The organism is Rhizobium sp. Root149 (assembly GCF_001427345.1).
In the GTDB taxonomy this organism is placed as follows: domain Bacteria; phylum Pseudomonadota; class Alphaproteobacteria; order Rhizobiales; family Rhizobiaceae; genus Neorhizobium; species Neorhizobium rhizoryzae.
Window position 1 is genome coordinate 670627 of sequence record NZ_LMGD01000023.1, and the last position, 22264, is coordinate 692890.

The following is a 22264-nucleotide window of genomic DNA, read 5'->3' on the forward strand; positions in this document are numbered from 1 at the left end:
CGATGAACAATTTCCCTGTGATCGGGCTTCGAAGCGTCGAGCTCGGGACGCCCGATCTTGCCACCTCCGTCGATTTCTACACGCGGGTCTGGGGGCTGCAGACTGTGGCCGAAGTGGGCGACAAGGTGTTTCTTGCTGCCACAGGTGACGATTTCCACGTCCTCGAGCTCAAACAGAGCAAGCAATCGGAACTGCGCAAGATCACGTTCCGCGTCCGCTCCGCCGACGATCTTGCGGACCTTTTTGCGAAGGCAGTGGCGTTTGGCTGCACAGTCCTGCGCGAACCCGGAACGGCCGATGCACCGTCTGGTGGGCAGCGTTTCGTCATCCGGGAACCGCAAGGTTCAGTGCTCGAATTCGTTCACGACGATCATCGCAAGCCCGCGAATACGGTGGCGAACCGCGTGGAGCGGCTGGCGCATGTGAACATCAATACATCGGACATCGAAGCCCTGTCTGCGTTCTACCGCGATGTTCTCGGCTTCCGGCTGACCGACCGATCCAAGATGATGGCCTTCCTGTGCTGCAACAGCGACCATCACGCGGTGGTGCTGGCAGAAGCCCCCGTGAACGGTCTCAACCACATCGCCTTCCTGATGCCCGATCTGGAATCGGTGATGCGTGGCTCCGGCCTCGTCGTTGACAAGGGTGTGCCGATCGGCTGGGGCGTGGGGCGGCATGGCCCCGGCGACAATGTCTTTGCCTATTTCGTCGATCCCCTTGGCGTCGTCATCGAATACACCGCAGAGGTGCTGCAAGTGGACGAGAATTACCGGGTGAAAGGGCCTGACGAGTGGGTCTGGCCTCCTGGTCGCACAGATCATTGGGGCATTGCACCACCCAAAAGCGATGCCTGCAAGAAGGCCCAGGTTTCCATCGGTTTTTCCGGCGCATAACGCCGCCCGTCTTCAGCTTATCAGAGGCTCATCCGTGACGAACGAGATTTCATTTTCACATCATTACGACGTCCTGATTGTCGGATTTGGTCCCGCCGGTGCCGTCGCTGCCGGCATGTTGGGCGCGCGCGGTCACTCCACACTTGTCGTCGACCGACTGACAGACATCTACGACAAGCCGCGCGCCATTGCCATTGACCACGAGATCCTGCGCCACTTTGACAATATGGGCATTGCTGAAGAGGTGATGCCCTACATCGAACCGTTCACAGCGTCCCAGCATTTCGGCGCCAAAGGCCAGCTCATCCGTCGGATCGACATGGTGCCGGAGCCCTACCCGCTCGGCTATACACCAAGCATGGTTTTCACGCAGCCACCCGTCGAGGCGGTTCTGCGCAAGCATGCCGCTGGTTTCGATTGCGTCACCGTTTCGCTGGGCGTCGAGATGATCGACCTCGACAATCGCGAAAACGAGGTCGTGGCAAAGCTGAAGGACGCCTCTGGCAAGGTGCACACGGTTACCGCACGTTATGTAATCGGATGCGATGGCGCCTCCAGCCGCGTACGCGATCTCGCTGGCATAAAACTGGAAGATCTGGTGTTCGATGAGCCATGGCTCGTGATCGATGTGCTCGCCAATGAGGCGGGACTGGCCAAGCTACCCCAGACATCGGCGCAGTTTTGCGATCCTGCCCGGCCTGCCAGCTTCATCATAGGGCCGCAGAACCACCGTCGGTGGGAAATCATGCTGCTTCCAGGGGAAGACCCCCAGCAGATGACGCAGCCGGATAATGTCTGGCGCCTGCTGTCTCCATGGCTTGACGAAGCTGATGGTGAACTTTGGCGCGCCGCCGCCTATCGCTTCCATGCGTTGGTGGCAGACGACTGGAAGAAGGGGCGCATCATGATTGCCGGCGATGCCGCGCATCAGCAGCCGCCCTTCATCGGCCAGGGCATGTGCCAGGGTTTGCGTGATGTCTCCAATCTTATCTGGCGTCTGGATCGTGTTCTGAAGGGTCAATCGGGCAAAACCCTGTTTGCCACCTACACACAGGAGCGCAAGCGCCATGTGCAGACGCTGACCGGCCGGATCAAGACGATTGGACAAGCCATCTGCGAACGGGATCCTCAGGCCGCGGAAGCGCGCGATGCCCGCATCCTCGCAGAAGGCGGCGGCCAGCCGCTTGTCATCACGCGCCAGGAGATCGTTCCCCCGATCGAAGAAGGACTGATCGCGAAAGAAGGCACGCCGGCACGCGGCCTGCTCTTCCCGCAACCGGCGATCATCAGCGATGGCGAAATCAGGCTGCTCGACCAGATCACGGGTCCAACCTGGCGTCTTGTCCTTGATGGTCGGCGCGTCGCGCAGACTGAGGGAGAACCTCTGGCCAAAGAACTCGATGGCCTCGACGTCGTCGCAATCGCTCCGGTCGTCGATGCATCGGCAGACGGTACAATGCTTTGCGAAAAGGACGGCGTACTTGCCAACTGGTTTGATCGCCACGGCGCTGTCGGCGCGATTGTCCGACCCGATCATTACGTCTTTGCAGCCGCCGCCGACCTTGACGGCCTTCGCCAACAGATACGGGACCTTGCCACGCGGCTCGCCTGAAAGCCCGATGTCCTACGTTCCATTTCCAAGGAGTTATCCCTATGAGACTTTCTACCGTGAAGATTGCCGGTCGCACCACCTGGGGCGTTGTTGAAGGCGAAACGTTTCGTGATGCGGGCGCCATCTTGGCAGACCGCTATGCGGATCTGAAAGCGGCAATCACGGCGGGCCTGGCCGGTGTTGCGGAAGCGGCGGCAAAGGCACCCTCGTTCGAATTGTCGCAACTTGAATGGCTGCCGGTCATCCCCAACCCCGACAAGATCCTCTGCGTCGGCCTGAACTACGAAATGCACCGGAAGGAAACCGGTCGCGCCGAAGTGGACAATCCAACCATATTCGGCCGGTTCGCCAACAGCCAGACGGGTCACCTGAAGCCGATCCTGCGTCCGAAGGTTTCGACGGAACTGGATTATGAAGGCGAACTCGCCGTCATCATCGGCAAGCCAGGCCGGTATATCACCCGTGAAGACGCGCTTGGACACATTGCGGGTTTTGCCTGCTACAACGACGGCAGCGTGCGCGACTATCAGCGCCATACGCATCAGTTCACGCCTGGCAAGAACTTCCCCGAGACTGGTGCTTTCGGCCCGTGGATGATGACGCCGGACGAACTCGGACCACTTGATGACCTTCGCATTCAGACCCGATTGAACGGTCAGGTGGTGCAGGACGCGACCTTCAGCCAGATGATCTTCGATATCGCCCGGCAGATTGAATATTGCTCCAGCTTCACGCGTCTTGAAGCCGGTGACGTTATCGCTTCCGGCACCCCTGGTGGCGTCGGTGCAAAGCGTAATCCGCCGCTCTGGATGAAGCCGGGCGACGTCGTCGAGGTTGAGATCGACCGCCTCGGCATCCTGCGCAACCCGATCGTACAGGAAGCATAAATCTCAGCGCTGATCAGAACCAGGGACCGGCTCATGAAGACGATCGAGTATTCAAGCACCGACGGGCAGGCACTCAAGGCAGATCTGTTTATGCCTGATGAGTCTGGTCCCTTTCCGTTGATTGTTGCGGTACCGGGAGGTGGCTGGATCCGCGGCCATCGTTCGGCGCTGCGGTCCTGGGGCGAGTTATTCGCAAAGAACGGCTTTGCTTTCGCCAGCGTCGACTATCGCCGCGCAAGTGCAGGTGCGCCTGCGTTTCCTGGAAATCTTCAGGACGTCGAAGCGTCTCTGCACCACTTCGCGGCCATGGCATCAACCTATGGCATTGATGGCGAACGCATCGGCATTCTGGGAGCTTCTGCAGGTGGCCATCTGGCAGCACTCGCCAGTCTTTCGTCCATTGATTGCCCGGCGCCAAAGGCGCTTGCAGGGATCTATGGCGTCTATGATCTTATGGCGCACTGGCAGGCGGATCGCGCCATCAATAGCGTGACGGCGCCAGACAAGACCGAACTGCTGCTGGGCGCTTCACCCTTTTCCGAACCGCTGCTTTACCATCAGGCGTCGCCCCTGAGGCAGATCAGCCATCAACGCCGCATGCCGGTCTTCCTGTGCTGGGGCCATCTGGACCGGGAGGTTTCGCCCCAGCAATCGGCCCATTTCGCCGAAACACTTCGTCAGGCGGGATATCCGGTCACCGCACTCGAGCTGCCGGATGCCGCGCATCTCTGGTTCTCCGAAGAAGATCCCGAAATGGCCGGCACCCATTCGGCCCGGCTGGCGGCGCCGCTGCTTCGTTTCTTCGAACGCAGCCTGAAACAGTAGAATTTTGAGGAGAACATTTATGTCGGGATCACTTCGTACCCTACCGGGAAAATCAGTTGCTTATGTCCTGCGCCAGGGAGAAGGCGACGCATTCAACGTTGCCGGTCAGATTATCACGGTCCTGGCAGGAACCGATGAGACTGCGGGTGGCTATGGAGCGGTCGTCTGCGAAGCAACGCTCGACCGGCAGCCTATCCCGCTTCATTACCATGAGCGAGAATATGACACTTGGTTCTGCACACGAGGCCGACTCCGCATCTGGGCGGAGAACAGCTCCCGTATCCTGACCGAGGGCGATTTCGCATTCGTACCGCCGAACGCGGTTCATGCCTATCAATCGGTTGCTCCGCGCACGCAGTTCTTTGGAATCGTAGCGCCCGGCGGCTGGGAAGGTTTCTTCGAAGGTGCCGGCAGCGTCTGGCTCGAACCGGGACTGCCAGCATCCAATCACCCGTTCGATTTCTCACGCATGGGTCCCGCAATGCAGCGTTTTGGCGTTATGCGTATGCCGGAAGCGGTCTACGCCGAGGTCACCGATGGCAATGAGACAGACCGCCAGTTGCCGCAGCAGCGTCAGTCTTTCGTCCTTCAGTCCGGATATGGACCGCGCCACCGTCTGGCTGGCCATCTTGCCACAACGGTGCTGCCAGCAAGCCTTTGCGATGACAGGATGGAGATCCGCACAATCGAGGCCGGTCTCGGGGCAAGCATACCGCCAATCCGGCACGCCGAGACGCATGTCAATCTCTACCTTCTGTCAGGCGCATTGTCGCTTGTTCTCGATGGCGAAGCCTATGTGATGGGCGCTGGTGACTTTGCCAACATCCCGGCGGACACGGTTTATTCGACACAGGTCCTCAGCGGGTCGGCACGCTGGCTTTTGTCATCCGCAAACGGCACCGGCCTCGCCTTCTGGGACAGCCAGGGCGTAGAGACACAGGAATTCACTTTTCAGGCTGCTCGCGATCAGGATTTGCGGCAGATCCTGAGCCCTACGTCAAATCTTGTCGATGTGACGTTGGCGGCCTGATGCGCAGGGCCGCCCGGAGGAGGGCGGCCCTGTACCTGATTTTGATTTGAACCTTGGGAGGTAAGAATGTTCAAAATTTCTAGACGCATGTTCATCGCTGGCGCAGCGGGCGCAGCCCTTGCTGCCCCGACCTTGGCAACGGCAGCGGACTGGCCGCAACGGCCTGTAACCGTCATCGTGCCGCAGGCAGCTGGCAACAGCCCCGACGTGCTGTGCCGCATAATCACCGACAAGCTCTCACGCGCCCTGGGCCAGCAGTTCATCGTTGAAAACCGTCCAGGCGCCGCCAATGTCGTCGGAATGCAGGCGGCAGCGCGCGCCACCAATGACGGATACACCTTCGTCTTCGCAACGTCGGCAGCGTTGGTAACGAACCCCTACACGATCAAGAATCTGTCCTACGATCCGCTGAAAGACTTCGTGCCGATTGCCATGGTTGCGCGCAGCCATCACATCCTGCTTGTCAATCCGGACGTGAAAGCAAACAGTCTTGCAGAGCTCATCGCCCTCGAAAAGGCTGATCCCGGTTCTCTCAGCATCGCCGTGGATGGGCCGCGTAACATTTCCGGCTTGATCGCGCAGGCTATCAACAAGCAGGCCGGAACCAAGATGGCACTGGTTCCCTACAACACGATCTCGAACGCGGTGCAGGACAGCATCAGTGGTCGTACACCCGTGACCATTCAGTCTGCATCGGTCGTCGAGGCCTTCATCAAGGACGGATCGCTGCGTCCGATTGCAGTCGCCGGCAAGGAGCGGATCGCCACGCTTCCCAATGTGCCAGCCATTGCTGAAACGCTCAAAAACATGGAGCTACAGGGTTGGTTTATGATCATGGCTCCGGCTGGAACGCCGGATGCGATCGTCGAAACCATGAGCAAGGCCGTCGCCAAGGCAATTGCCGAACCAGACGTTCTGGAACGGGCTCCCACGCTCGGCTTCGAGATGGAAAAGGGTGAAAACGTGGCTCCGGCTGGCGCGAAGAAATTTCTAGCAGCCCAGCATGCCTATACCGGTCAGGTCCTGAAGGATCTGGGTATCGAACCGAACTGACATCTTTAGGGCATGACTGCAGGGAGGCTGCGAATGAATGAGATCGAACCCCGTCAGCGGGATGCCGGGCGGGCCATCAAGGCGCCTCAGAACTTTGCCGGCGGGCTGGCTCTGGCCGGTGTCGCCGGCCTGGCGCTGTGGTTGCTGAGTGACCTCAATGCAGGTTCGCTCTCCGAAATGGGTTCGGCGCTTCTGCCCCGTGCCCTGGCCATCGGTTTGGGTAGCCTTGGTCTCATCATCGCTGGCATCGCCCTCGTGCGTCATGGTTCGGCGATCGAGAAAACGGAGCTTCGCGGCACCGTTTTCGTTCTCCTGTCCATTGGCTTCTTCGCTGCGATCATCAGTTCATGGCGCATTGGCCCGGTCAACGTTCCGGGACTGGGCCTGATGGTATCAGCCCCCTTTGCAATCATAATTGCCGGATTTGCGACGCCAGAGGCACGCCTGCGCGAGCTTCTGGCGCTGGCATTCGGATTGACGCCGGTCTGCATGCTGATGTTTGGAGATCTGCTGAACTTGCCGATCCCGATCCTGCCGGCCTTTCTCATCGACAGCCTTCCCGAGGGCTGGTCGCAAAAACTGGTGCTGCGGGTCACAGCCGCTGTGATGCTTTGCATCTCCGCAGGCTTGTTCGCTACAGAGAGGCATCTCTCAAATTCGACGGTTGATGGAAAGCAGGACTGATGGATACGCTTGTTTCAAACCTGTCGCTGGGATTTTCGGTCGCGCTTGGCCTGCAAAACCTGGCGCTTGCTTTCCTTGGCTGCCTCGTAGGCACGCTGATCGGCGTTCTTCCGGGTGTTGGCCCTGTCGCGACCATTGCCATGCTTCTGCCGATTACGTTCAGCCTTGATCCGACTGGCGCGCTGATCATGCTCGCCGGCATCTACTACGGAGCGCAATATGGTGGTTCGACGACTGCCATTCTGGTGAACATTCCCGGTGAAGCAACATCTGTCGTTACCGCCCTTGATGGTCATGCCATGGCTCGTCGGGGTCGGGCCGGAGCGGCTTTGGGCATCGCGGCACTTGGCTCCTTCTTCGCCGGCACCGTTGCAACGATCTTCATTGCAGCACTCGGTGCCCCGCTGACACGCGTCGCTCTTCTGTTCGGACCGACCGAATACTTCGCGCTGATGGTCATGGGCCTCGTGTTCGCCGTCGTTCTGGCGGGCGGCTCGATCATCAAGGCGATTGCCATGATCATGCTTGGCCTGCTGCTTTCCACGGTTGGCACCGATCTGGAAACAGGCGACCAGCGCATGACCTTCGGCCAACCCTTCCTATGGGATGGGATCGATTTCGCCGTGCTGGCAATGGGTGTGTTCGGTGTATCGGAAATTCTGCGCAATCTCGGCCAACCGGAAGAGCGCGATGTCGTGCGGGGAGCAATCGGCAGGCTGCTGCCAAACCGGGAGGAACTACGCCAGTCGATCGCGCCGGTTTTGCGCGGAACGCTTTTGGGATCCGCCTTCGGCATTCTGCCCGGGAACGGCGCAATTCTGGCTCCCTTCGCGTCGTACGCGATGGAAAAGAAGCTTTCGAAAGACCCCTCTCGCTTCGGCAAGGGTGCCGTCGAAGGTGTGGCAGGGCCAGAGTCGGCAAACAACGCCGGTGCCCAGACATCTTTCATCCCGCTTCTGACGCTCGGCATTCCCGCCAATGCCGTCATGGCGTTGATGGTCGGCGCGATGACCATCCATGGCATTATTCCAGGTCCACAGGTCATGACGGGCAAACCCTCACTTTTCTGGGGTATGATTGCTTCGATGTGGATCGGCAACCTGATGTTGCTCATCATCAATCTGCCGCTGGTCGGCGTCTGGGTGAAGCTGCTCAAGGTGCCATACCGGTTGCTATTTCCGGCCATCCTCGTCTTCTGCTGTATCGGCATCTACTCGATCAACTCACAGGCGACGGATGTCCTTCTGATCGGCCTCTTCGGTTTCGTGGGCTATCTGCTGACCCGGTTCGGCTTCGAGCCAGCACCCATGCTGCTCGGTTTCGTGCTTGGCAAACTTCTGGAAGAAAACCTGCGCAGGGCGCTCATCCTGTCACGCGGCTCCCTGTCCACCTTCGTAACCGAGCCCATCAGCGCCGGACTCATCATCCTGTCTGCCCTTTTGCTGATCGTTGCAATCATTCCGAATATCCGCAGAGGTCGTGACGAAGTGTTTGCGGAGTAGCAGGCAGGGACACCCGCTTTGGTCTCTCTGTGATCATGCGCATCATTTTTGCGACGAGGGCCGTCGTTCTCGAAACGACGGTCTTTCAGGGGAACAACACACATCTTCACGGCTTTGGAAGCGACCAGGCAAAATACTGATCCATCAGCGGAATGAGCGCTGCGCCCAGAATTGCGGGATCCGATTGAATGGGGCTTAGCAGCCGGTGCGGATAAGGGGCTTCCAGACCATATCGCGGCTTTGTGGACGAAGGGGGGATGGCAATCAGCATTTCACCCAGGGCGGGTGGAAGTTCACCACCGAAGACAATCGCCTCTGGATCGATGACAGCGCGCAGCATGTCGATCGCCCTGTTGAGTGTGGGCGCAACCTCCTCGACCCATTCGGAAACCTGCGGCCAGGTCGGGTCGAAGCGTTGTCGCAACTCACGAATATTCGCGATCGCGATGCCTGAACGATCGAGCCGCTTGAGCAATTCGCCAAGAGCCGGCCGCGAAGGTCCCTCCTCCAGAGTGAAGACCCGGCTAAGTTCCCCTGCGTTACCGAAAGCGCCGAAGAATGGCTTGCCGTCCAGAACGATGCCTCCACCAAAACCGTAGTTGAAGGAAAGGTAGCCAAAGGTAGAAAAGTTTCGGCCTGCGCCAACGGCAGACTCCCCTATAGTGCCTGTCGTACCGTTGTTTTCGGTCCAGACCGGAAGATCGAAGAGCGTTTCCAGTTCCTTGCGTAAATCTACCAGCGACCAGTCACGCAGGAGTTCCGGCGCATTGAAATATCGCTCGGGGCCAATAAAGAAACCCGCCATGGAAAATCCTATGCCAGCGAGCTTGTCCTGTATAACTCCCCGCTCCGCCAGAACCGCGCGCAGCCGTTCTTTCAAAACGAAAAGCGTATCACGCCTGTTGGTCGGCGCGACCTCCAGCATTTCCTCGTAAACGATACGGCAGGCAAAATCGCACAATCCGAACGCTATGCTGTCGGTATTGACGGAAATACCAATCGTAAAACGTGCTTCAGCGTTCAGCTTAAGCGAAGGGCTCGGCTTGCCCCGCCCGTGAATGACCGGATCGCCCAGGGTGAGCAGTCCCATCTCCAGAAGCTGATCGATGATTCTGTGCACCGAAGGCTGTGTGAGATTGGTGGCAGGCGCAACGGCAGACCGCAGAATATTGGGTGCCCTGCGCACGATCTCGAGAATCATTCGCTCGTTTCCCGAGAGATCGCTCACCTTCTCAGACATCTCAGCCTTTACCTCTCAGTCCGGACATACAACCCCTAGAGGCTTTTAACGCCCTCGGCAATACGTACACAGGGCTCCTATAAAAATTATGCAATAAACATAAAAACATAAGGTCACAACCTGTGTTCTCTACCATTCAAAGAGCTTTTTACCGATGGTGCCGCTATTTACAACAGTCAAAAACCTGTCATAAATATTATACACAAAGCATGATAAATCAAGCTCAACGTCAGAATTGAGCTCGTCTACAGGGAGGGTAACACCGTGGCACAAGCGTCGACCGCTTTGTCCGTTCGCAGCGCAAGTCTGCGTTACGGCACATTCCAGGCCTTGAGCGAAGTCAGTTTCGAAGCATCGCAAGGACATTTGGTTACGCTGCTGGGCCCTTCCGGCTGCGGCAAGACGACACTTCTGAAAGCAATTGCCGGCTTCATTCCGCTTGATGGCGGGACGATTGAGATCAAAGGTCAGAACATGCAGGACGTGCCGCCAGAAAAGCGCGACACGGCCATGTGCTTTCAGTCCTATGCTCTCTTCCCGCATCTGACAGTTGCCGACAACATCGGGTTCGGGCTTCGCCAGCGCAGGCTTGGCGCACAGGACATTGCCGCGCGGGTTGCCGCAGTCGCAGAGCAGGTCGGCCTATCCTCGCAACTGGCCAAGCTGCCGGGGCAACTTTCCGGCGGGCAGCAGCAACGCGTGGCGCTTGCGCGCGCCATGGCAGTCCGCCCGGGGGTCATGCTCTTCGATGAGCCGCTGTCCAACCTCGATGCGAAGCTGCGGGATCATGTGCGCATGGAGATACGGGCGCTGCAGCGCGAGCACGGGTTCACCGCCGTCTACGTCACCCACGATCAGGCAGAAGCGCTTGCCATGTCCGATCTCGTCATCGTCATGCGGGCGGGCGTCATCGAGCAGATGGGACGTCCGGAAGACATATATCGCAACCCCGCCAACCGCTTCGTGGCAGATTTCATCGGCACGGCCAACATCATGCCGCTGCGTATTCTGGACGTTGATCGCACCCAGGGCGAATACAAGGTCAGTTGCCCCCTGGGCGAAGCAGTTGTCCGTTCGGACACCCCGCCGGTCTCAGATCATGTCTATGCCTGCTGGCGACCGGAGGACGCGCACGTCACGAAGCCCACTGCAGACGCACAGAACCGCTTTGACGTCAAAGTCACCACCCGTACCTTCCTGGGAAGCCAATGCGACCTTTCCGTCCATCCGCTTGGTGACGCGACAAGCCGCTATCGCATTCAGACCCACGGGTTTGCTCCTGTTTCCGAAGGTGAGACCATCGGCGTCGTGATTGCGCCTGATGCCATCCGATTTCTCGCCGAGGCTGTCCGATGAAACGGCAGCGTATCACTCCCTACCTTCTCTTGCTTCCCGGGCTTTTTCCCATCGTCGCCTTCATGTCGCTCGTGGTGGGAATGGCCGTGTCGCAGTCGATCGGATATTTCAATTTCGCGGGTGATGACCGTTTCTCGCTGGAATTCTGGGAAGGCATGCTGTCGCAAAGCCAGTTCTGGCGCGTGTTCTGGTACTCGGCGCGTATCGCGATCCTGAGTTCTCTGATCTCGGTCATGCTCGCTTATCCGGTGGCGCTGTGGCTCAGGCGCCCCTTTCCAGGCTCCGATCTGATCAGCGCCATGATCAAGGCGCCGCTCCTCGTCCACGGTCTGGTGGCCGCCTTCCTGTTCGTCAACTTCATTTCCTTTCAGGGTTTCCTGAATGTCGCACTGGTCAAGCTCGGCCTCATCGACCGGCCAATCCGGATGCAGAACGACAGCTATGCCATTGGCGTGGTGATCTTGCAGGTCTGGAAGAACATGCCCCTGGCGTTTCTCGTCATCACCGGCTCCGTTCGCTCAATCGGTGACGACATTCTGGATGCAGCCCGGGATCTGGGTGCAGGAAGTCTTGCACGACTTCGGCGGGTCATCTTGCCGCTGACGCTGCGTGCCTTGCAGGCGGCGCTCATTCTGATCTTTATCGGCGCAGCAGGCGACTGGTCATTCCAGGTGGTGGCGGGGCCGACCAATATTCAGTCCATGGCGCAGTTCATGCACCGCGTTCAGTCCGACAATGCAGCGCATGGGTGGAATGAGGCGGCGGTCGTGGCCGTCATGCTGATGGCACTCTCGCTTTTCGGCTCACTCATCCTTGCAGGCCTGATGCAACTTCTTGTTCGTCGGGTGGGGAGATAATCGATGACCACACTCTCCCGCTCAACACTCTTCTGGCAGCGTCAACTGCTCATCCTGCTTGCTCTTGCCGTCTTCTTCGTCGCCCTGGTTCTTCTCTTCTGCATGGCAGTTCTTTGGTCTCTGGTGGACCCATCAACCCCATGGGCCTATCCTGCCGTGCTTCCGCCGGTACTTTCCTTGCGCCGCTGGGTGGAAATCTGGACGACGAGCGCACTGCCGCAAGCGATGTACAATAGCTACACGCTGGCGGCGTGCGTCTCATTCCTGACCCTGCTGCTGGCCACGCCAACAGCCTATGCCTTTGGCCGCATGGAATTTCCCGGCAAGGCGGCTGCGCAGATGCTGACACTGGTCCCGTTGGTTCTGCCCGGCTTTGTCAGCGCCATCTTTTTCTCGGCGCTACTGATCGAGCTTGGCCTCTATTCGCGATTTCTCGGAATCCTGATCGGCCATACGGTGGGCCTGCTGCCCTATGCTATCCGACTGCTCAGCGTGTCCTTCTCCATGGTGCGGCAGGACCTTATCGATGCGGCCCGCGATCTGGGTGCATCTCGTGTTACCGTCTTCCGTACGGCCTATCTGCCGGTCCTGAAGCCGGGGCTCCTCGCTGCGTTGATCATCGTTTTCATCCTGTCCATAGAAGAGTTCGCGATCTCCTACATCGTCGGCGCACCGGATTTCACCACGGTCCCGACCATTCTCTACTCCTATCTCGGCTACAACTTCATCCGGCCCAATGCTGCGGCCGTTTCCCTGATCCTCGTCGTCCCCAACGTACTCCTGATGCTGATCGCCGAACGGCTTCTCAAAAGCGCGGACCCCGCAGTCGTGACCGGCAAGGGATGATGTCGATGTTTCTGTTCACTCACGAAAACCAAGGAATTGATGCCATGCTTAGAAAAGTAGCATTTCTTGCGCTCGCAACCGTTCTGCCGCTGGCCGGCATCCAGACTGAGGCGGCGGCCAAGGACCTTATCCAGATGAGTTGGGACGAGATCGTGGCCCAGGCAAAGAAAGAAGGGCAGATCAACTGGTTCCACTGGTACTCGCAGCCTGCCATGCGCGAGCAAGTAAAGACCTTCGAGGCCCAGTACGGCATCAAGGTCACCATTCCAGATGGTGACGCCAAGACCAATATCGACAAGATGCTCGCCGAACGCAGCCGTGCTCAGGCAGATATCGACGTCATCTCGCTCGGCGGCTCGACACCGCAGAATTTCAAGGCAGAGGAACTTCTGTTCGGACCTCTGAAGCCCTTGCTGCCGGAAGGTGCCAAGCTTCGCTACGTCATGGAAGGTACGGACAACAAGGGCTATGCGCCTGCATTCTGGGGTAACCAGACAGCCATTGCCTACAATCCGGCCCGGGTTTCGCAGTCCGAACTGCCGCATACGCTGGACGAATTCGTGGCCTTCATGAAAAAGAATCCGGGAGAGCTGGGCTTCAACGTGGAAAATGGCGGTTCTGGCCCGGCCCTCATCGAGAGCATCACGCGCGCTGTCGTAACCGATATCGACTATTCGCAAGGCGCGTCCACGCCGGAAAAAATCGCCAAACTGGCACCGGCCTGGAAGTGGTTCAAGGACAACCGTCAGGGTTACATCATTACCGCGTCGAATGCGGACAGCATTACGCGTCTCAATGGGGGCGAGTTCAAGATCATTGCCGCCTGGGAGGACCAACTGGCAGCGCTTCAGCGCAAGGGCGAGATCTCCAAGGATATCAAGATGTACATACCGTCCTTCGGCTTTCCCGGCGGCGGCAACGTCATCGCCATTCCGGCCAATGCAAAAAACAAGGCCGCTGCACTCGTGCTGATCAATTGGCTGACCAGTGCAAAGACACAGACCGAATTCGCCAAGTCCTTCGGTATTGCGCCACAGCATCCCGAAGCCGATAGCGCCGTCGCCCTGATCCCGGCAGCCGATCGCAAATACTCGACCGTTTGGGCGGCCAAACCTTTCGGCGATGAGATCAAGAAGGGTTTCATCAACCAGGTGACCCAGAACTGAGTGCATCGATGCCTCAGGCGCCGCGGTTGGCCCGATCGCGGCGCACCCTCTCATTTTCTATCAATCAAAAAGAAAGAATTGACACGTGTATCTGACAGACCCGAGACCTGACGCAACCATCGCCCGTCGTGACGTAGCCGTTCCGGATGCCTTGATCGCACATCGCGGCGCTCCGCTTCTGGCGCCCGAAAACACCATTCCAGCAATTCGCGCCGCTGCCGCAAAAGGGGCGCGTTGGGTGGAGATCGATGTCAAGCTCACCCGTGACATGCAACCGGTCATCATTCATGACGATCGCGTTGACCGGACCACCAACGGAACCGGCTTTGTGGGGAACATGACCCTCGAAGAGATTCGCACACTGGATGCCGGCGCCTATTTTGCACCGGAATTCGCCGGCACCAAGGTTCCGACTTTGGAAGAACTTGTGGAGACCGTGCTTGATCTCGGCATCAATCTCCAGCTGGAGTTGAAGCCGACACCCGGCGATGACATCGAGACCGCGGAAGTGGCTCTGGCGCTGATGAAGGATCTTTGGCCTGCCAATCACGAAGGACTGTTCCTTGCCAGCTTTTCCATCCGCTCTATCCATGCTGCGGCTCGGCTGATGCCAAACGTTCCGCGGGCTTACGCCGTGGTCATCCCACCAAAGAAGCCAAAGGCACTTCTTGAAGAGACCCAATGCCAGATCCTCCATCTGCAGCGGGACTTTCTCCCGGAGGATTCGTTGAAGATCCTGGCCGATAGCGGCATCGAATTTGCCGTTGCCACCATCAACGAGGCAGACGTGGCGCAGCATTTCTTCGATTGCGGCGCGCAGACGATCCTGTCCGACATTCCGGATCTCTTTGCACAAAAGTCCGCGTAATCAGTCCAAACAGGTATGGGACTGTTCGGCAGTCCGGAGGCCGTTATGAGCAGCACTACTCTCGACGAGCGCGAAAACGCCCTTCACGGCATCATCCGGGATGCCGGACTACTAGCGCTTGATTGCTATCGCAAACGGCGCGCGGGCGAGTTCAGCCTCAAGGGCCGCCAGGATTTCCTGACAGAGGCCGACGGTCTCGTTGAGGCACGCGTGTTTGCGCAGTTGAAAGCTCGTTTCCCGGAGGATAGCCTGCTCGGTGAGGAAACCGGCGGCGGATCGGGCGGCTCCAGATTATGGGTCGTCGATCCGATCGATGGGACAGCGAACTTTGCTCGTGGGATCGATCATTTCTGCGTGGCTATCGCCTATGTGGAGGACGGTCAAACCGAACTGGCAGCGACCTATAATCCCGTTACCGGCGAACTTTATACGGCGCGGCGGGGACGCGGCGCGGCAAAGAATGGTGTCCCACTAAGGGTTGCAGCGACATCCACGCTGGAAACCGCCAGCATTGAACTCGGTTGGTCGCACCATACGCCCGAGGGTGAGTACATCTCGCTTTTCACCGCTGTCTTTTCCGGAGGCGCCTCTGTTCGTCGTGGCGCATCCGGGGCTCTTGCCCTAGCCTGGGTTGCGGAAGGCCGCACCGATGGTTACGTCGAATACTTCATGAATGCTTGGGATTGTCTCGGCGGCCTCCTGATGGTGCGGGAGGCTGGCGGCTGTACCGGAACATTTTCCGTCACGTCAGCGGATCTTGTCATGGGCGGCCCCGTGCTTGCGGCCGCTCCAGGCGTAGCGGGCCATCTGGCCGAAGTGACTGGTCTTCCTCTCATGACCAGGGAAAATTCGACCTGATCGAACTTTCCTGTGACCTCGATCTTTGTCGATCAAGGATTTACAGCACGGACATCTGGTTCGACTCCGTGTTGAAAGTCGAACCCGGTAGAACTGCGCGCTAGAACCTACCACCGATCCGCGCGCGGGCGCCGGGTGACCTCTCGCCATCATTGTCAATATTGAAAAGCAGATCGAAATCGAGCGTCCAGGCGGCCTCTGCATTCAAAGAGAGACCCGCTGAAACCTGCCCGAACGCGCCCGAACCGTCGAGCCCGGAATAGCCCCCGGTGACCCCGATCCTCGGCGTCAGAACCATTCCGTTCTCCAAATGAATATCCCTCGACAGGTCGACACCAAGGCTCACCCGCAACTGTTCGGTCGTGAAACCCTTGATGTTCAGTCTGTCACCCTGCGCATTGTTGACGGCATAATCCTTTACCGTTTCAGACAGATAAACCGCGCGCAGTTTCGGAACCAGAACAGTGTCAGCGTCCAGCCGCCATTCACCGTTGATGGAGCTATCGAACAGCCAGCGACTGGTATCGAAATCGCCGTCCCAGAACTCGGTCTCGATATCATTTACCGATCCGCCGTAGAGAACATTGGCATTCCAGAAAACGCCCTTGGCGATTTCCATTGAGGCGTAAGGCCCTGCCAGCCAGCCGTTTCCGGTCAGTTCGGCGTCTTTGTCAGTGGGGTCCGTCATCCGGTCATAGTGGAAGGATAGACCTAGCAGCAGTTTGTCCGTGACGAGATAATCTGCTCCGGTGGAGATCATGGCGAAGCTTCCCCAACGATCGCCGTTCTGCTCGCGATTATGGGCCATGAAGGTGCCGTCGATCCAGATATTGAACGGGGAAAGAGATCCACCGGAACCGCGGGTTCCTTTGCTGCCTGCCGACTCCATCTGCACAAGGCTGGTGGAGAAACCCAAGGTCACGCCGCTGGCCGAAGGCTGTATGCGCGTCGTCACAGGGTCTTTGGCCGTCTCCAACCGCCGGCGCTTCATCAGGTCTGGCACCTTGATCGTTGAGGCGAGGAGGTTTTGTCGGGCTCGAACGAAATCCTCAACAAGACCATTTATCTCGTCGGTGACCTTCTTCTTGTCGAAAGCGATTGTGTAGGTCACCGTTCCGGTATTCGATACCCCGAGCGCGCTCGTCAACCGGAAGCCCACCCTCACCTGACCCGCATAGCTGGGATTTGGGGTGAACTGAAGGTACCAGCCAACGGGCGTCGTCGTCGTCGCCTGGGCGAACTGGCCGCGGATAATTGTTGCTGTGCCAGCGTTCGGCGGTTCGACAAAAGTTTTCTCCGCCGTAACGAAAGGACCACCCGTCGCTCCCCGGTGAAGCGGAACGTCAGCGGGCGTCGATCCCGCCTGAACCTCGATCTGCTTGTCGGTCACCGTCACGCTTCGCGGCGCCACCTTCAGGCTATAGGAACCGCTTCCGAGGTTACCCGTGCTATCGCGAGCCTGGAGAACGAAGCTGTAGTCTCCCTCCGATCCGATTTCGAGCGGACCTGTCAGTTCGCCTGTTGAAAGGTTCAGGCTCATCCCCTTCGGCAAGGTGCCCGATACCAGGCTGAAGGTCGTTGCTCCGACGCCGCCCGTCGCCGTAATTGGCTGGCTATATTGTTCGCCTGCCATGCCTTTCGCCAGCTCGCCTCCGTTCGGTGAAAGCTTGATGGCGGCTGCGACAATCGCGAGGCTATAGGTTCCCGACGCGGTGATCCTGTCCGCATCCGTTACCGTCACGGTAAAACTCGCATTCGCCGCTGCCGTCGGCGTACCAGACAGGGCACCATTACTCGAAAGGCTCAAGCCTGTGGGTAACGTCCCACTGACTGCGAAGCTGTAGGGCGCCTTGCCGCCTGTGGCACTAAACCCCTGGCTATAAGGTGTTCCGACTATCCCGGAGGACAGAGACCCTGCCCCTGGCGACAGGATGATCTGTCCCTCGATCAAAAGCGTGTAGACGGCGCTGCCCGTCGTGCCGTCCGCGTCTTTCGCGGTGACGGTAAAGCTGCTTTCGCCCGCCACCATGGGTATTCCGGTGATGGCTCCGGCGGCCGATAAAGTCAGTCCCGCAGGCAGCGATCCGGTCACAGAAAATGTGTAGGGACCAGAGGCTGATGTTCCTCCGGTTGCAGAAATGTTTTGGCTATAGGTTTGCCCGATGTTGCCGGAAGCCAGCGCACCGCCCTGCGGTATCAGAGCCACAGGCGCCGCCCGTGTCACCGTTACCGTATAGGTCTTCGTCGTCGTGCCATCCTGCGCCGTCACAACCGTGGTGATYGTGTTCGTGCCGACGCTGAGGTTGATGGAGCCGGAGGCCGTACCAGACGTGACCGTCGTGCCGTTGACTGTGACCGTCGCCGTCGCATCGCTCACCGTCGGCGTCACCGTANACGCTGAGGTTGATGGAGCCGGAGGCCGTACCAGACGTGACCGTCGTGCCGTTGACTGTGACCGTCGCCGTCGCATCGCTCACCGTCGGCGTCACCGTCAGAGAGGTCACGCCGTTGGCCACCGAGGCGGTGTAACTGGTCGTGCCGCTCGCGAAACTCGGTGACAGCGTGCCGGAGGACAACGAGAGGTTGGCGAGGTTTGCATCCGTCGAGACCGCCGCCGCCCGTGTCACCGTTACCGTATAGGTCTTSGTCGTCGAACCATCCTGCGCCGTCACCACCGTGGTGATCGTGTTCGTGCCGACGCTGAGGTTGATCGAACCCGAGGCCGTGCCGGAAGTCACCGTCGTGCCATTGACCTTCACCGTCGCGGTGGCATCGCTCACGATCGGCGTTACTGTCACAGAGGTCACGCCATTGGCCACCGAGGCGGTGTAGCTCGTCGTACCGCTCGCAAAACTTGGCGAAAGCGTGCCGGACGACAGCGAGAGGTTCGAAAGGCTTGCATCCGTCGAGACCGCCGCCGCCCGTGTTACCGTCACCGTATAGGTCTTGGTCGTCGAACCATCCTGCGCCGTCACAACCGTGGTGATTGTGTTGGTGCCGACGCTGAGGTTGATSGARCCYGASGCCGTGCCGGAAGTCACCGTCGTGCCATTGACTGYGACCGTCGCGGTCGCGTCGCTGACCGTCGGCGTCACCGTAATCGTGCTCACRCCATTGGCGACAGAGGCCGTGTAGCTCGTCGTGCCGCTCGCRAAACTTGGCGAAAGCGTGCCGGAGGACAACGAGAGGTTGGCGAGGTTCGCATCCGTCGAGACAGCCGCCGCACGCGTCACGGTCACCGTATAGGTCTTSGTCGTCGWRCYRTCCTGCGCCGTCACAACCGTGGTGATTGTGTTGGTGCCGACGCTGAGGTTGATGGAGCCGGAGGCCGTACCAGACGTGACCGTCGTGCCGTTGACTGTGACCGTCGCSGTCGCRTCGCTCACCGTCGGCGTGACGCTGAGGTTGATGGAGCCGGAGGCCGTACCAGACGTGACCGTCGTGCCGTTGACTGTGACCGTCGCSGTCGCRTCGCTSACCGTCGGCGTCACCGTAATCGTGCTCACACCATTGGCCACCGAGGCGGTGTAACTGGTCGTGCCGCTCGCGAAACTTGGCGAAAGCGTGCCGGAGGACAACGAGAGGTTGGCGAGGTTTGCATCCGTCGAGACAGCCGCCGCACGCGTCACGGTCACCGTATAGGTCTTGGTCGTCGAACCATCCTGCGCCGTCACAACCGTGGTGATCGTGTTGGTACCGACGCTGAGGTTGATGGAGCCCGAGGCCGTGCCGGAAGTCACCGTCGTGCCGTTCACCTTCACAGTTGCGGTCGCGTCGCTGACCGTCGGCGTCACCGTAATCGTGCTCACACCATTGGCGACAGAGGCCGTGTAGCTCGTCGTGCCGCTCGCAAAACTTGGCGAAAGCGTGCCGGATGACAGGGAGAGGTTCGAAAGGTTGGCATTTGTCGATGCGGTAGCGGCACTGCAAGAGGCGGTCAGTGTAACGGAAGCGCCGGAGGTCTCGGTATTATTTCTGTTAACTTCCAAATCCATATAGATGTCCTCCCCACCACTCGCAGCAGTGTAGGTTCCTGACCGGGAAAACGAACCAGTCGATGTATCGGCATCGGCATATGGGTCAGTGGTATCGGTGAAGATTCGTAAAAGCGCCCAAGTATTGCCACTGCCATCCTGAGTACCCGCCGATTGCCAGGTTACTTTTTCTCCCGCGTTCAGTGAATATGACCAGGATTGAACCCGGTTCGTTGATCCGCCAGGAATATCTGCCACGGTGAGCGTGCGCCCACTCCCAAGATCAGTATTGACATCCTGACAAGTCGCCGCCGCGGCATGCGTAGCGGTCAGCAATATCGCTGCGAGAACAAGGCAAAGCCGCATCAACAACGGCAACACACGTTGAAGCGAGGCAGACATCGCTGGGAAACGATTGAATACTGCAGTTGGTCCCGGTTGGCTGGTTGATTCACCCGCTACTTCCGCTCTGCAGTAAAATCCTTTAACGGCGGGCTTCGCCCCGCCCAATCTGCCTTGCATGCCTGTTCCCTCTGGCCGGGACGTTGTCACGTCACACGAGTGTCTCGCCAGAGACGCTACAGATCTGCAGCAATGGTTTTCGCGCAATTCTACTGCGCGAAAACCATCAGCAGGAAGCCGGGGACGCTTCCACTAATTTAGCACTAACTACAACTAAAACGTGCTCTGGCACGAATCTTCTTGCCATGGTTCAGGTGTATTAACAATACACTTGCAACCTTGATTCACTCAATTATCACGCGAGGTCATGGGCGATCCGGCCAGAGACCATTCACCATTATGCAGTAGTTCATGGCCAAGGAGGGAGATTGATTGCTAAAGGTTGCTCCATTGCCCGTATTACCGACGGCAACTGATCCACCCGTTATACCGGATTGGTAGGTGAAGCTCGTCGCGCCCGTACCCGGCGTACCTGTCAGTTGCACCTGTAACCCGCTGAGCGGTATGTCAGCCGAGGTGCTGGTTGAAGGTACATAGATATTGGCCGCCCCTCCCCCTGTGCCACCCTTGCCAAGATAGGAATTTGCGTTCAACGCAGCGGCACCGACCTCATCCTTTGCGTTTAACGTTGCTGTTACACCCAGAGTGCCAGGCGTTGCCGGAATGTTGACAGTCTGCTGCCCTCCTCCGGTCCCTGTGAAGACTGCCTGGTGATTATGCGGCGGCAGGTTGGCAACAGTGAGGGCTGTGGATGGCACGCCAGACTGGCTGGCGAAAACCTGCTGTGGCAGGCCGGGACCTGTGCCGGAATTGACGATCGCTCGTCCACGCAGATCTGGAAGCGCGAAGGTATTCGTCGTCTGGCTGCCGCCATACTGGTAGCTGATCAACGCGAAGAGCGCCTGATAAGTGCCCACCGGTACGGTTCGTCCATCCGCCGGAAGCCAGTTCGAAGGGCAGTAATTGAAGCTGAATGCACAGACGGTACCGATATAGCTTTCCGGCCCGCAAGCGTGTGCGGGTGTGGGCAATCCCGTTACGAAGAGACCACCCGAGATGGCAAGGGCGGCTGCAAAGCTGGATCTGCTGGCCAAATTGAGAAAAGCAGATTTCATTCAAATATCCTCCGGTATAGAATACGATACACTTTTTGATAATTATTAGTTCAAATACACCACCATAGGTAGTCTATTCACTGGTAAAGATCAACCGGGTTTCTCGAGAAACGGCACTCTCAGGCACAACTGCAAAGATGTAGCGAAAATGACCGGCAAATCCCCGGCATTCCTCATCCATCAACCAAGGTCACGTCAGGGATAGATTCAGGTTCGTCGGTATTCGATGACGCTTGCGCCGATGAGTGCTGACAGGATGATGGCAACGCCGATGATGACGCGCGGCTCCGGCACCTCATGGAAGGCAAAATAGCCGACGGCTGTCACGAAGATGATGGAGAGATAGCCTATGGGCGCGAGAATGCTGGCATCAGCACTGCGATAGGCCTGCAGGAAACAATATTGGCCAAGCTGTGCCAGAAAGCCGATGCCCAGAAGCGGCATCCAGTCGGCTGTCGCCACCGGTTTCCAGGTCAGCGCGCTTGGTATGGCGGTGATGACTGCAAGTCCCACCGTGTAGAACACCATCATGACGGTGGAATTTTCAAGCTTCAAGGCGCGAGTCTGGACTGTTGCCAAGGCACCGAAAACGACCGAGATCATGATCACCGAAATCCGCCAGTCGAAGGCGGCACCGCCCGGCGCGATGATGAACAGAACCCCAACGAAGGCGATGGACGCGCCCGCCCAGCGGATTCGGCTCACCGTCTCGCCCAGCGTCAGTACAGCCAAACCCATGGTAACGAGAGGCCGGGAAAAACCGACAGCATTCACCGTCGCCAGCGGGAGTAGGGTGATCGCGACGAAGTTGCTGGTCAGGGCAATGGCGTTGCAGGTGATGCGGACGATATTGCGCCACGGATAGCGGATCCGGCGCATTTCGTAACGGTGTTTCCAGATCAGCGGCAGAATGAACATCAGGCCAATCATGGCGCGGATGAACACCAGTTGGAACGCCGGATAGGTGGCCCCTTGCATTTTGACCAGCATGGTCATGCCGCCGGAGACGAGCGTCATATCCAGAAGTAGCCAG

17 protein-coding genes are annotated in these 22264 nt (G+C 58.7%); 14 read left to right on the plus strand and 3 right to left on the minus strand.

Annotated elements, in window-relative coordinates; all coding sequences use genetic code 11:
• Nucleotides 1-2: 2 nt before the first annotated feature.
• The 8 genes from ASD54_RS22885 (at nt 3) to ASD54_RS22920 (ending at nt 8489) form a co-directional block, all read left to right on the plus strand.
• Nucleotides 3-896 carry a VOC family protein gene (locus ASD54_RS22885; RefSeq protein ID WP_062556935.1) on the plus strand — a complete coding sequence of 298 codons (894 nt, stop codon included), beginning with the start codon at nt 3-5 and terminating at the stop codon, nt 894-896.
• A gap of 34 nt (nt 897-930) precedes the next feature.
• Nucleotides 931-2508, plus strand: a complete 1578-nt coding sequence (locus ASD54_RS22890; RefSeq protein ID WP_062556852.1) for a bifunctional 3-(3-hydroxy-phenyl)propionate/3-hydroxycinnamic acid hydroxylase — start codon at nt 931-933, stop codon at nt 2506-2508.
• Between the two features lie 41 nt (nt 2509-2549).
• A complete protein-coding gene (locus tag ASD54_RS22895; RefSeq protein ID WP_062556853.1) occupies nt 2550-3395 on the plus strand; it encodes a fumarylacetoacetate hydrolase family protein in 846 nt (281 codons plus the stop codon).
• A 33-nt stretch (nt 3396-3428) separates the two neighbouring features.
• The gene (locus ASD54_RS22900; RefSeq protein WP_062556854.1) at nt 3429-4220 is read left to right on the plus strand and encodes an alpha/beta hydrolase; all 792 of its coding nucleotides are present in this window, start codon (nt 3429-3431) and stop codon (nt 4218-4220) included.
• Nucleotides 4221-4239: 19 nt separating this feature from the next.
• Nucleotides 4240-5250, plus strand: a complete 1011-nt coding sequence (locus ASD54_RS22905) for a quercetin 2,3-dioxygenase family protein (RefSeq protein WP_062556855.1) — start codon at nt 4240-4242, stop codon at nt 5248-5250.
• A 66-nt stretch (nt 5251-5316) separates the two neighbouring features.
• Nucleotides 5317-6303, plus strand: coding sequence for a tripartite tricarboxylate transporter substrate binding protein (locus tag ASD54_RS22910; protein ID WP_062556856.1), 987 nt, complete (start codon nt 5317-5319; stop codon nt 6301-6303).
• A 33-nt stretch (nt 6304-6336) separates the two neighbouring features.
• On the plus strand, nt 6337-6987 hold the full coding sequence (locus tag ASD54_RS22915; RefSeq protein ID WP_062556857.1) for a tripartite tricarboxylate transporter TctB family protein: 651 nt from the start codon (nt 6337-6339) through the stop codon (nt 6985-6987).
• A complete protein-coding gene (locus ASD54_RS22920) occupies nt 6987-8489 on the plus strand; it encodes a tripartite tricarboxylate transporter permease (protein ID WP_062556858.1) in 1503 nt (500 codons plus the stop codon). Before ASD54_RS22915 ends, ASD54_RS22920 begins: the two co-directional genes overlap by 1 nt.
• A gap of 106 nt (nt 8490-8595) precedes the next feature.
• Here the strand turns inward: ASD54_RS22920 and ASD54_RS22925 are convergent, their stop codons facing one another.
• Nucleotides 8596-9729, minus strand: coding sequence for an ROK family transcriptional regulator (locus tag ASD54_RS22925; RefSeq protein ID WP_062556859.1), 1134 nt, complete (start codon nt 9727-9729; stop codon nt 8596-8598).
• 264 nt (nt 9730-9993) lie between these two features.
• On the opposite strand from ASD54_RS22925, the gene ASD54_RS22930 reads away from it, so the two are divergent.
• From ASD54_RS22930 to ASD54_RS22955, 6 genes are all read left to right on the plus strand, one after another.
• Nucleotides 9994-11085: an ABC transporter ATP-binding protein gene (locus ASD54_RS22930; RefSeq protein ID WP_062556860.1), complete on the plus strand. Its 1092-nt coding sequence runs from the start codon at nt 9994-9996 to the stop codon at nt 11083-11085.
• A complete protein-coding gene (locus tag ASD54_RS22935) occupies nt 11082-11942 on the plus strand; it encodes an ABC transporter permease (RefSeq protein WP_062556861.1) in 861 nt (286 codons plus the stop codon). The genes ASD54_RS22930 and ASD54_RS22935 overlap by 4 nt, the downstream gene beginning before the upstream one ends.
• 3 nt (nt 11943-11945) lie before the next feature.
• On the plus strand, nt 11946-12788 hold the full coding sequence (locus ASD54_RS22940; RefSeq protein ID WP_062556862.1) for an ABC transporter permease: 843 nt from the start codon (nt 11946-11948) through the stop codon (nt 12786-12788).
• Between the two features lie 44 nt (nt 12789-12832).
• Nucleotides 12833-13954, plus strand: a complete 1122-nt coding sequence (locus ASD54_RS22945) for an extracellular solute-binding protein (RefSeq protein WP_244484826.1) — start codon at nt 12833-12835, stop codon at nt 13952-13954.
• Nucleotides 13955-14039: 85 nt separating this feature from the next.
• Nucleotides 14040-14822 carry a glycerophosphodiester phosphodiesterase family protein gene (locus ASD54_RS22950; RefSeq protein WP_200958481.1) on the plus strand — a complete coding sequence of 261 codons (783 nt, stop codon included), beginning with the start codon at nt 14040-14042 and terminating at the stop codon, nt 14820-14822.
• Between the two features lie 45 nt (nt 14823-14867).
• Nucleotides 14868-15680: an inositol monophosphatase gene (locus ASD54_RS22955; protein ID WP_062556938.1), complete on the plus strand. Its 813-nt coding sequence runs from the start codon at nt 14868-14870 to the stop codon at nt 15678-15680.
• 4741 nt (nt 15681-20421) lie between these two features.
• On the opposite strand, the gene ASD54_RS22970 is transcribed toward ASD54_RS22955, so the two are convergent.
• Nucleotides 20422-21231: a tail fiber protein gene (locus tag ASD54_RS22970; protein ID WP_062556865.1), complete on the minus strand. Its 810-nt coding sequence runs from the start codon at nt 21229-21231 to the stop codon at nt 20422-20424.
• Nucleotides 21232-21438: 207 nt separating this feature from the next.
• Nucleotides 21439-22248, minus strand: a complete 810-nt coding sequence (locus tag ASD54_RS22975) for a DMT family transporter (RefSeq protein ID WP_082547344.1) — start codon at nt 22246-22248, stop codon at nt 21439-21441.
• Nucleotides 22249-22264 lie beyond the last annotated feature (16 nt).

What these genes read in the sequence shown, in the direction of transcription:
- ASD54_RS22900 (WP_062556854.1), top strand. Translation starts at nt 3,429, where the DNA reads ATGAAGACGATCGAGTATTCAAGCACCGACGGGCAGGCACTCAAGGCA.
- ASD54_RS22895 (WP_062556853.1), top strand. Translation starts at nt 2,550, where the DNA reads ATGAGACTTTCTACCGTGAAGATTGCCGGTCGCACCACCTGGGGCGTT.
- ASD54_RS22940 (WP_062556862.1), top strand. Translation starts at nt 11,946, where the DNA reads ATGACCACACTCTCCCGCTCAACACTCTTCTGGCAGCGTCAACTGCTC.
- ASD54_RS22905 (WP_062556855.1), top strand. Translation starts at nt 4,240, where the DNA reads ATGTCGGGATCACTTCGTACCCTACCGGGAAAATCAGTTGCTTATGTC.
- ASD54_RS22885 (WP_062556935.1), top strand. Translation starts at nt 3, where the DNA reads ATGAACAATTTCCCTGTGATCGGGCTTCGAAGCGTCGAGCTCGGGACG.
- ASD54_RS22910 (WP_062556856.1), top strand. Translation starts at nt 5,317, where the DNA reads ATGTTCAAAATTTCTAGACGCATGTTCATCGCTGGCGCAGCGGGCGCA.
- ASD54_RS22970 (WP_062556865.1), bottom strand. Translation starts at nt 21,231, where the DNA reads ATGAAATCTGCTTTTCTCAATTTGGCCAGCAGATCCAGCTTTGCAGCC.
- ASD54_RS22935 (WP_062556861.1), top strand. Translation starts at nt 11,082, where the DNA reads ATGAAACGGCAGCGTATCACTCCCTACCTTCTCTTGCTTCCCGGGCTT.
- ASD54_RS22920 (WP_062556858.1), top strand. Translation starts at nt 6,987, where the DNA reads ATGGATACGCTTGTTTCAAACCTGTCGCTGGGATTTTCGGTCGCGCTT.
- ASD54_RS22925 (WP_062556859.1), bottom strand. Translation starts at nt 9,729, where the DNA reads ATGTCTGAGAAGGTGAGCGATCTCTCGGGAAACGAGCGAATGATTCTC.
- ASD54_RS22955 (WP_062556938.1), top strand. Translation starts at nt 14,868, where the DNA reads ATGAGCAGCACTACTCTCGACGAGCGCGAAAACGCCCTTCACGGCATC.
- ASD54_RS22915 (WP_062556857.1), top strand. Translation starts at nt 6,337, where the DNA reads ATGAATGAGATCGAACCCCGTCAGCGGGATGCCGGGCGGGCCATCAAG.
- ASD54_RS22975 (WP_082547344.1), bottom strand. Translation starts at nt 22,248, where the DNA reads ATGACGCTCGTCTCCGGCGGCATGACCATGCTGGTCAAAATGCAAGGG.
- ASD54_RS22945 (WP_244484826.1), top strand. Translation starts at nt 12,833, where the DNA reads ATGCTTAGAAAAGTAGCATTTCTTGCGCTCGCAACCGTTCTGCCGCTG.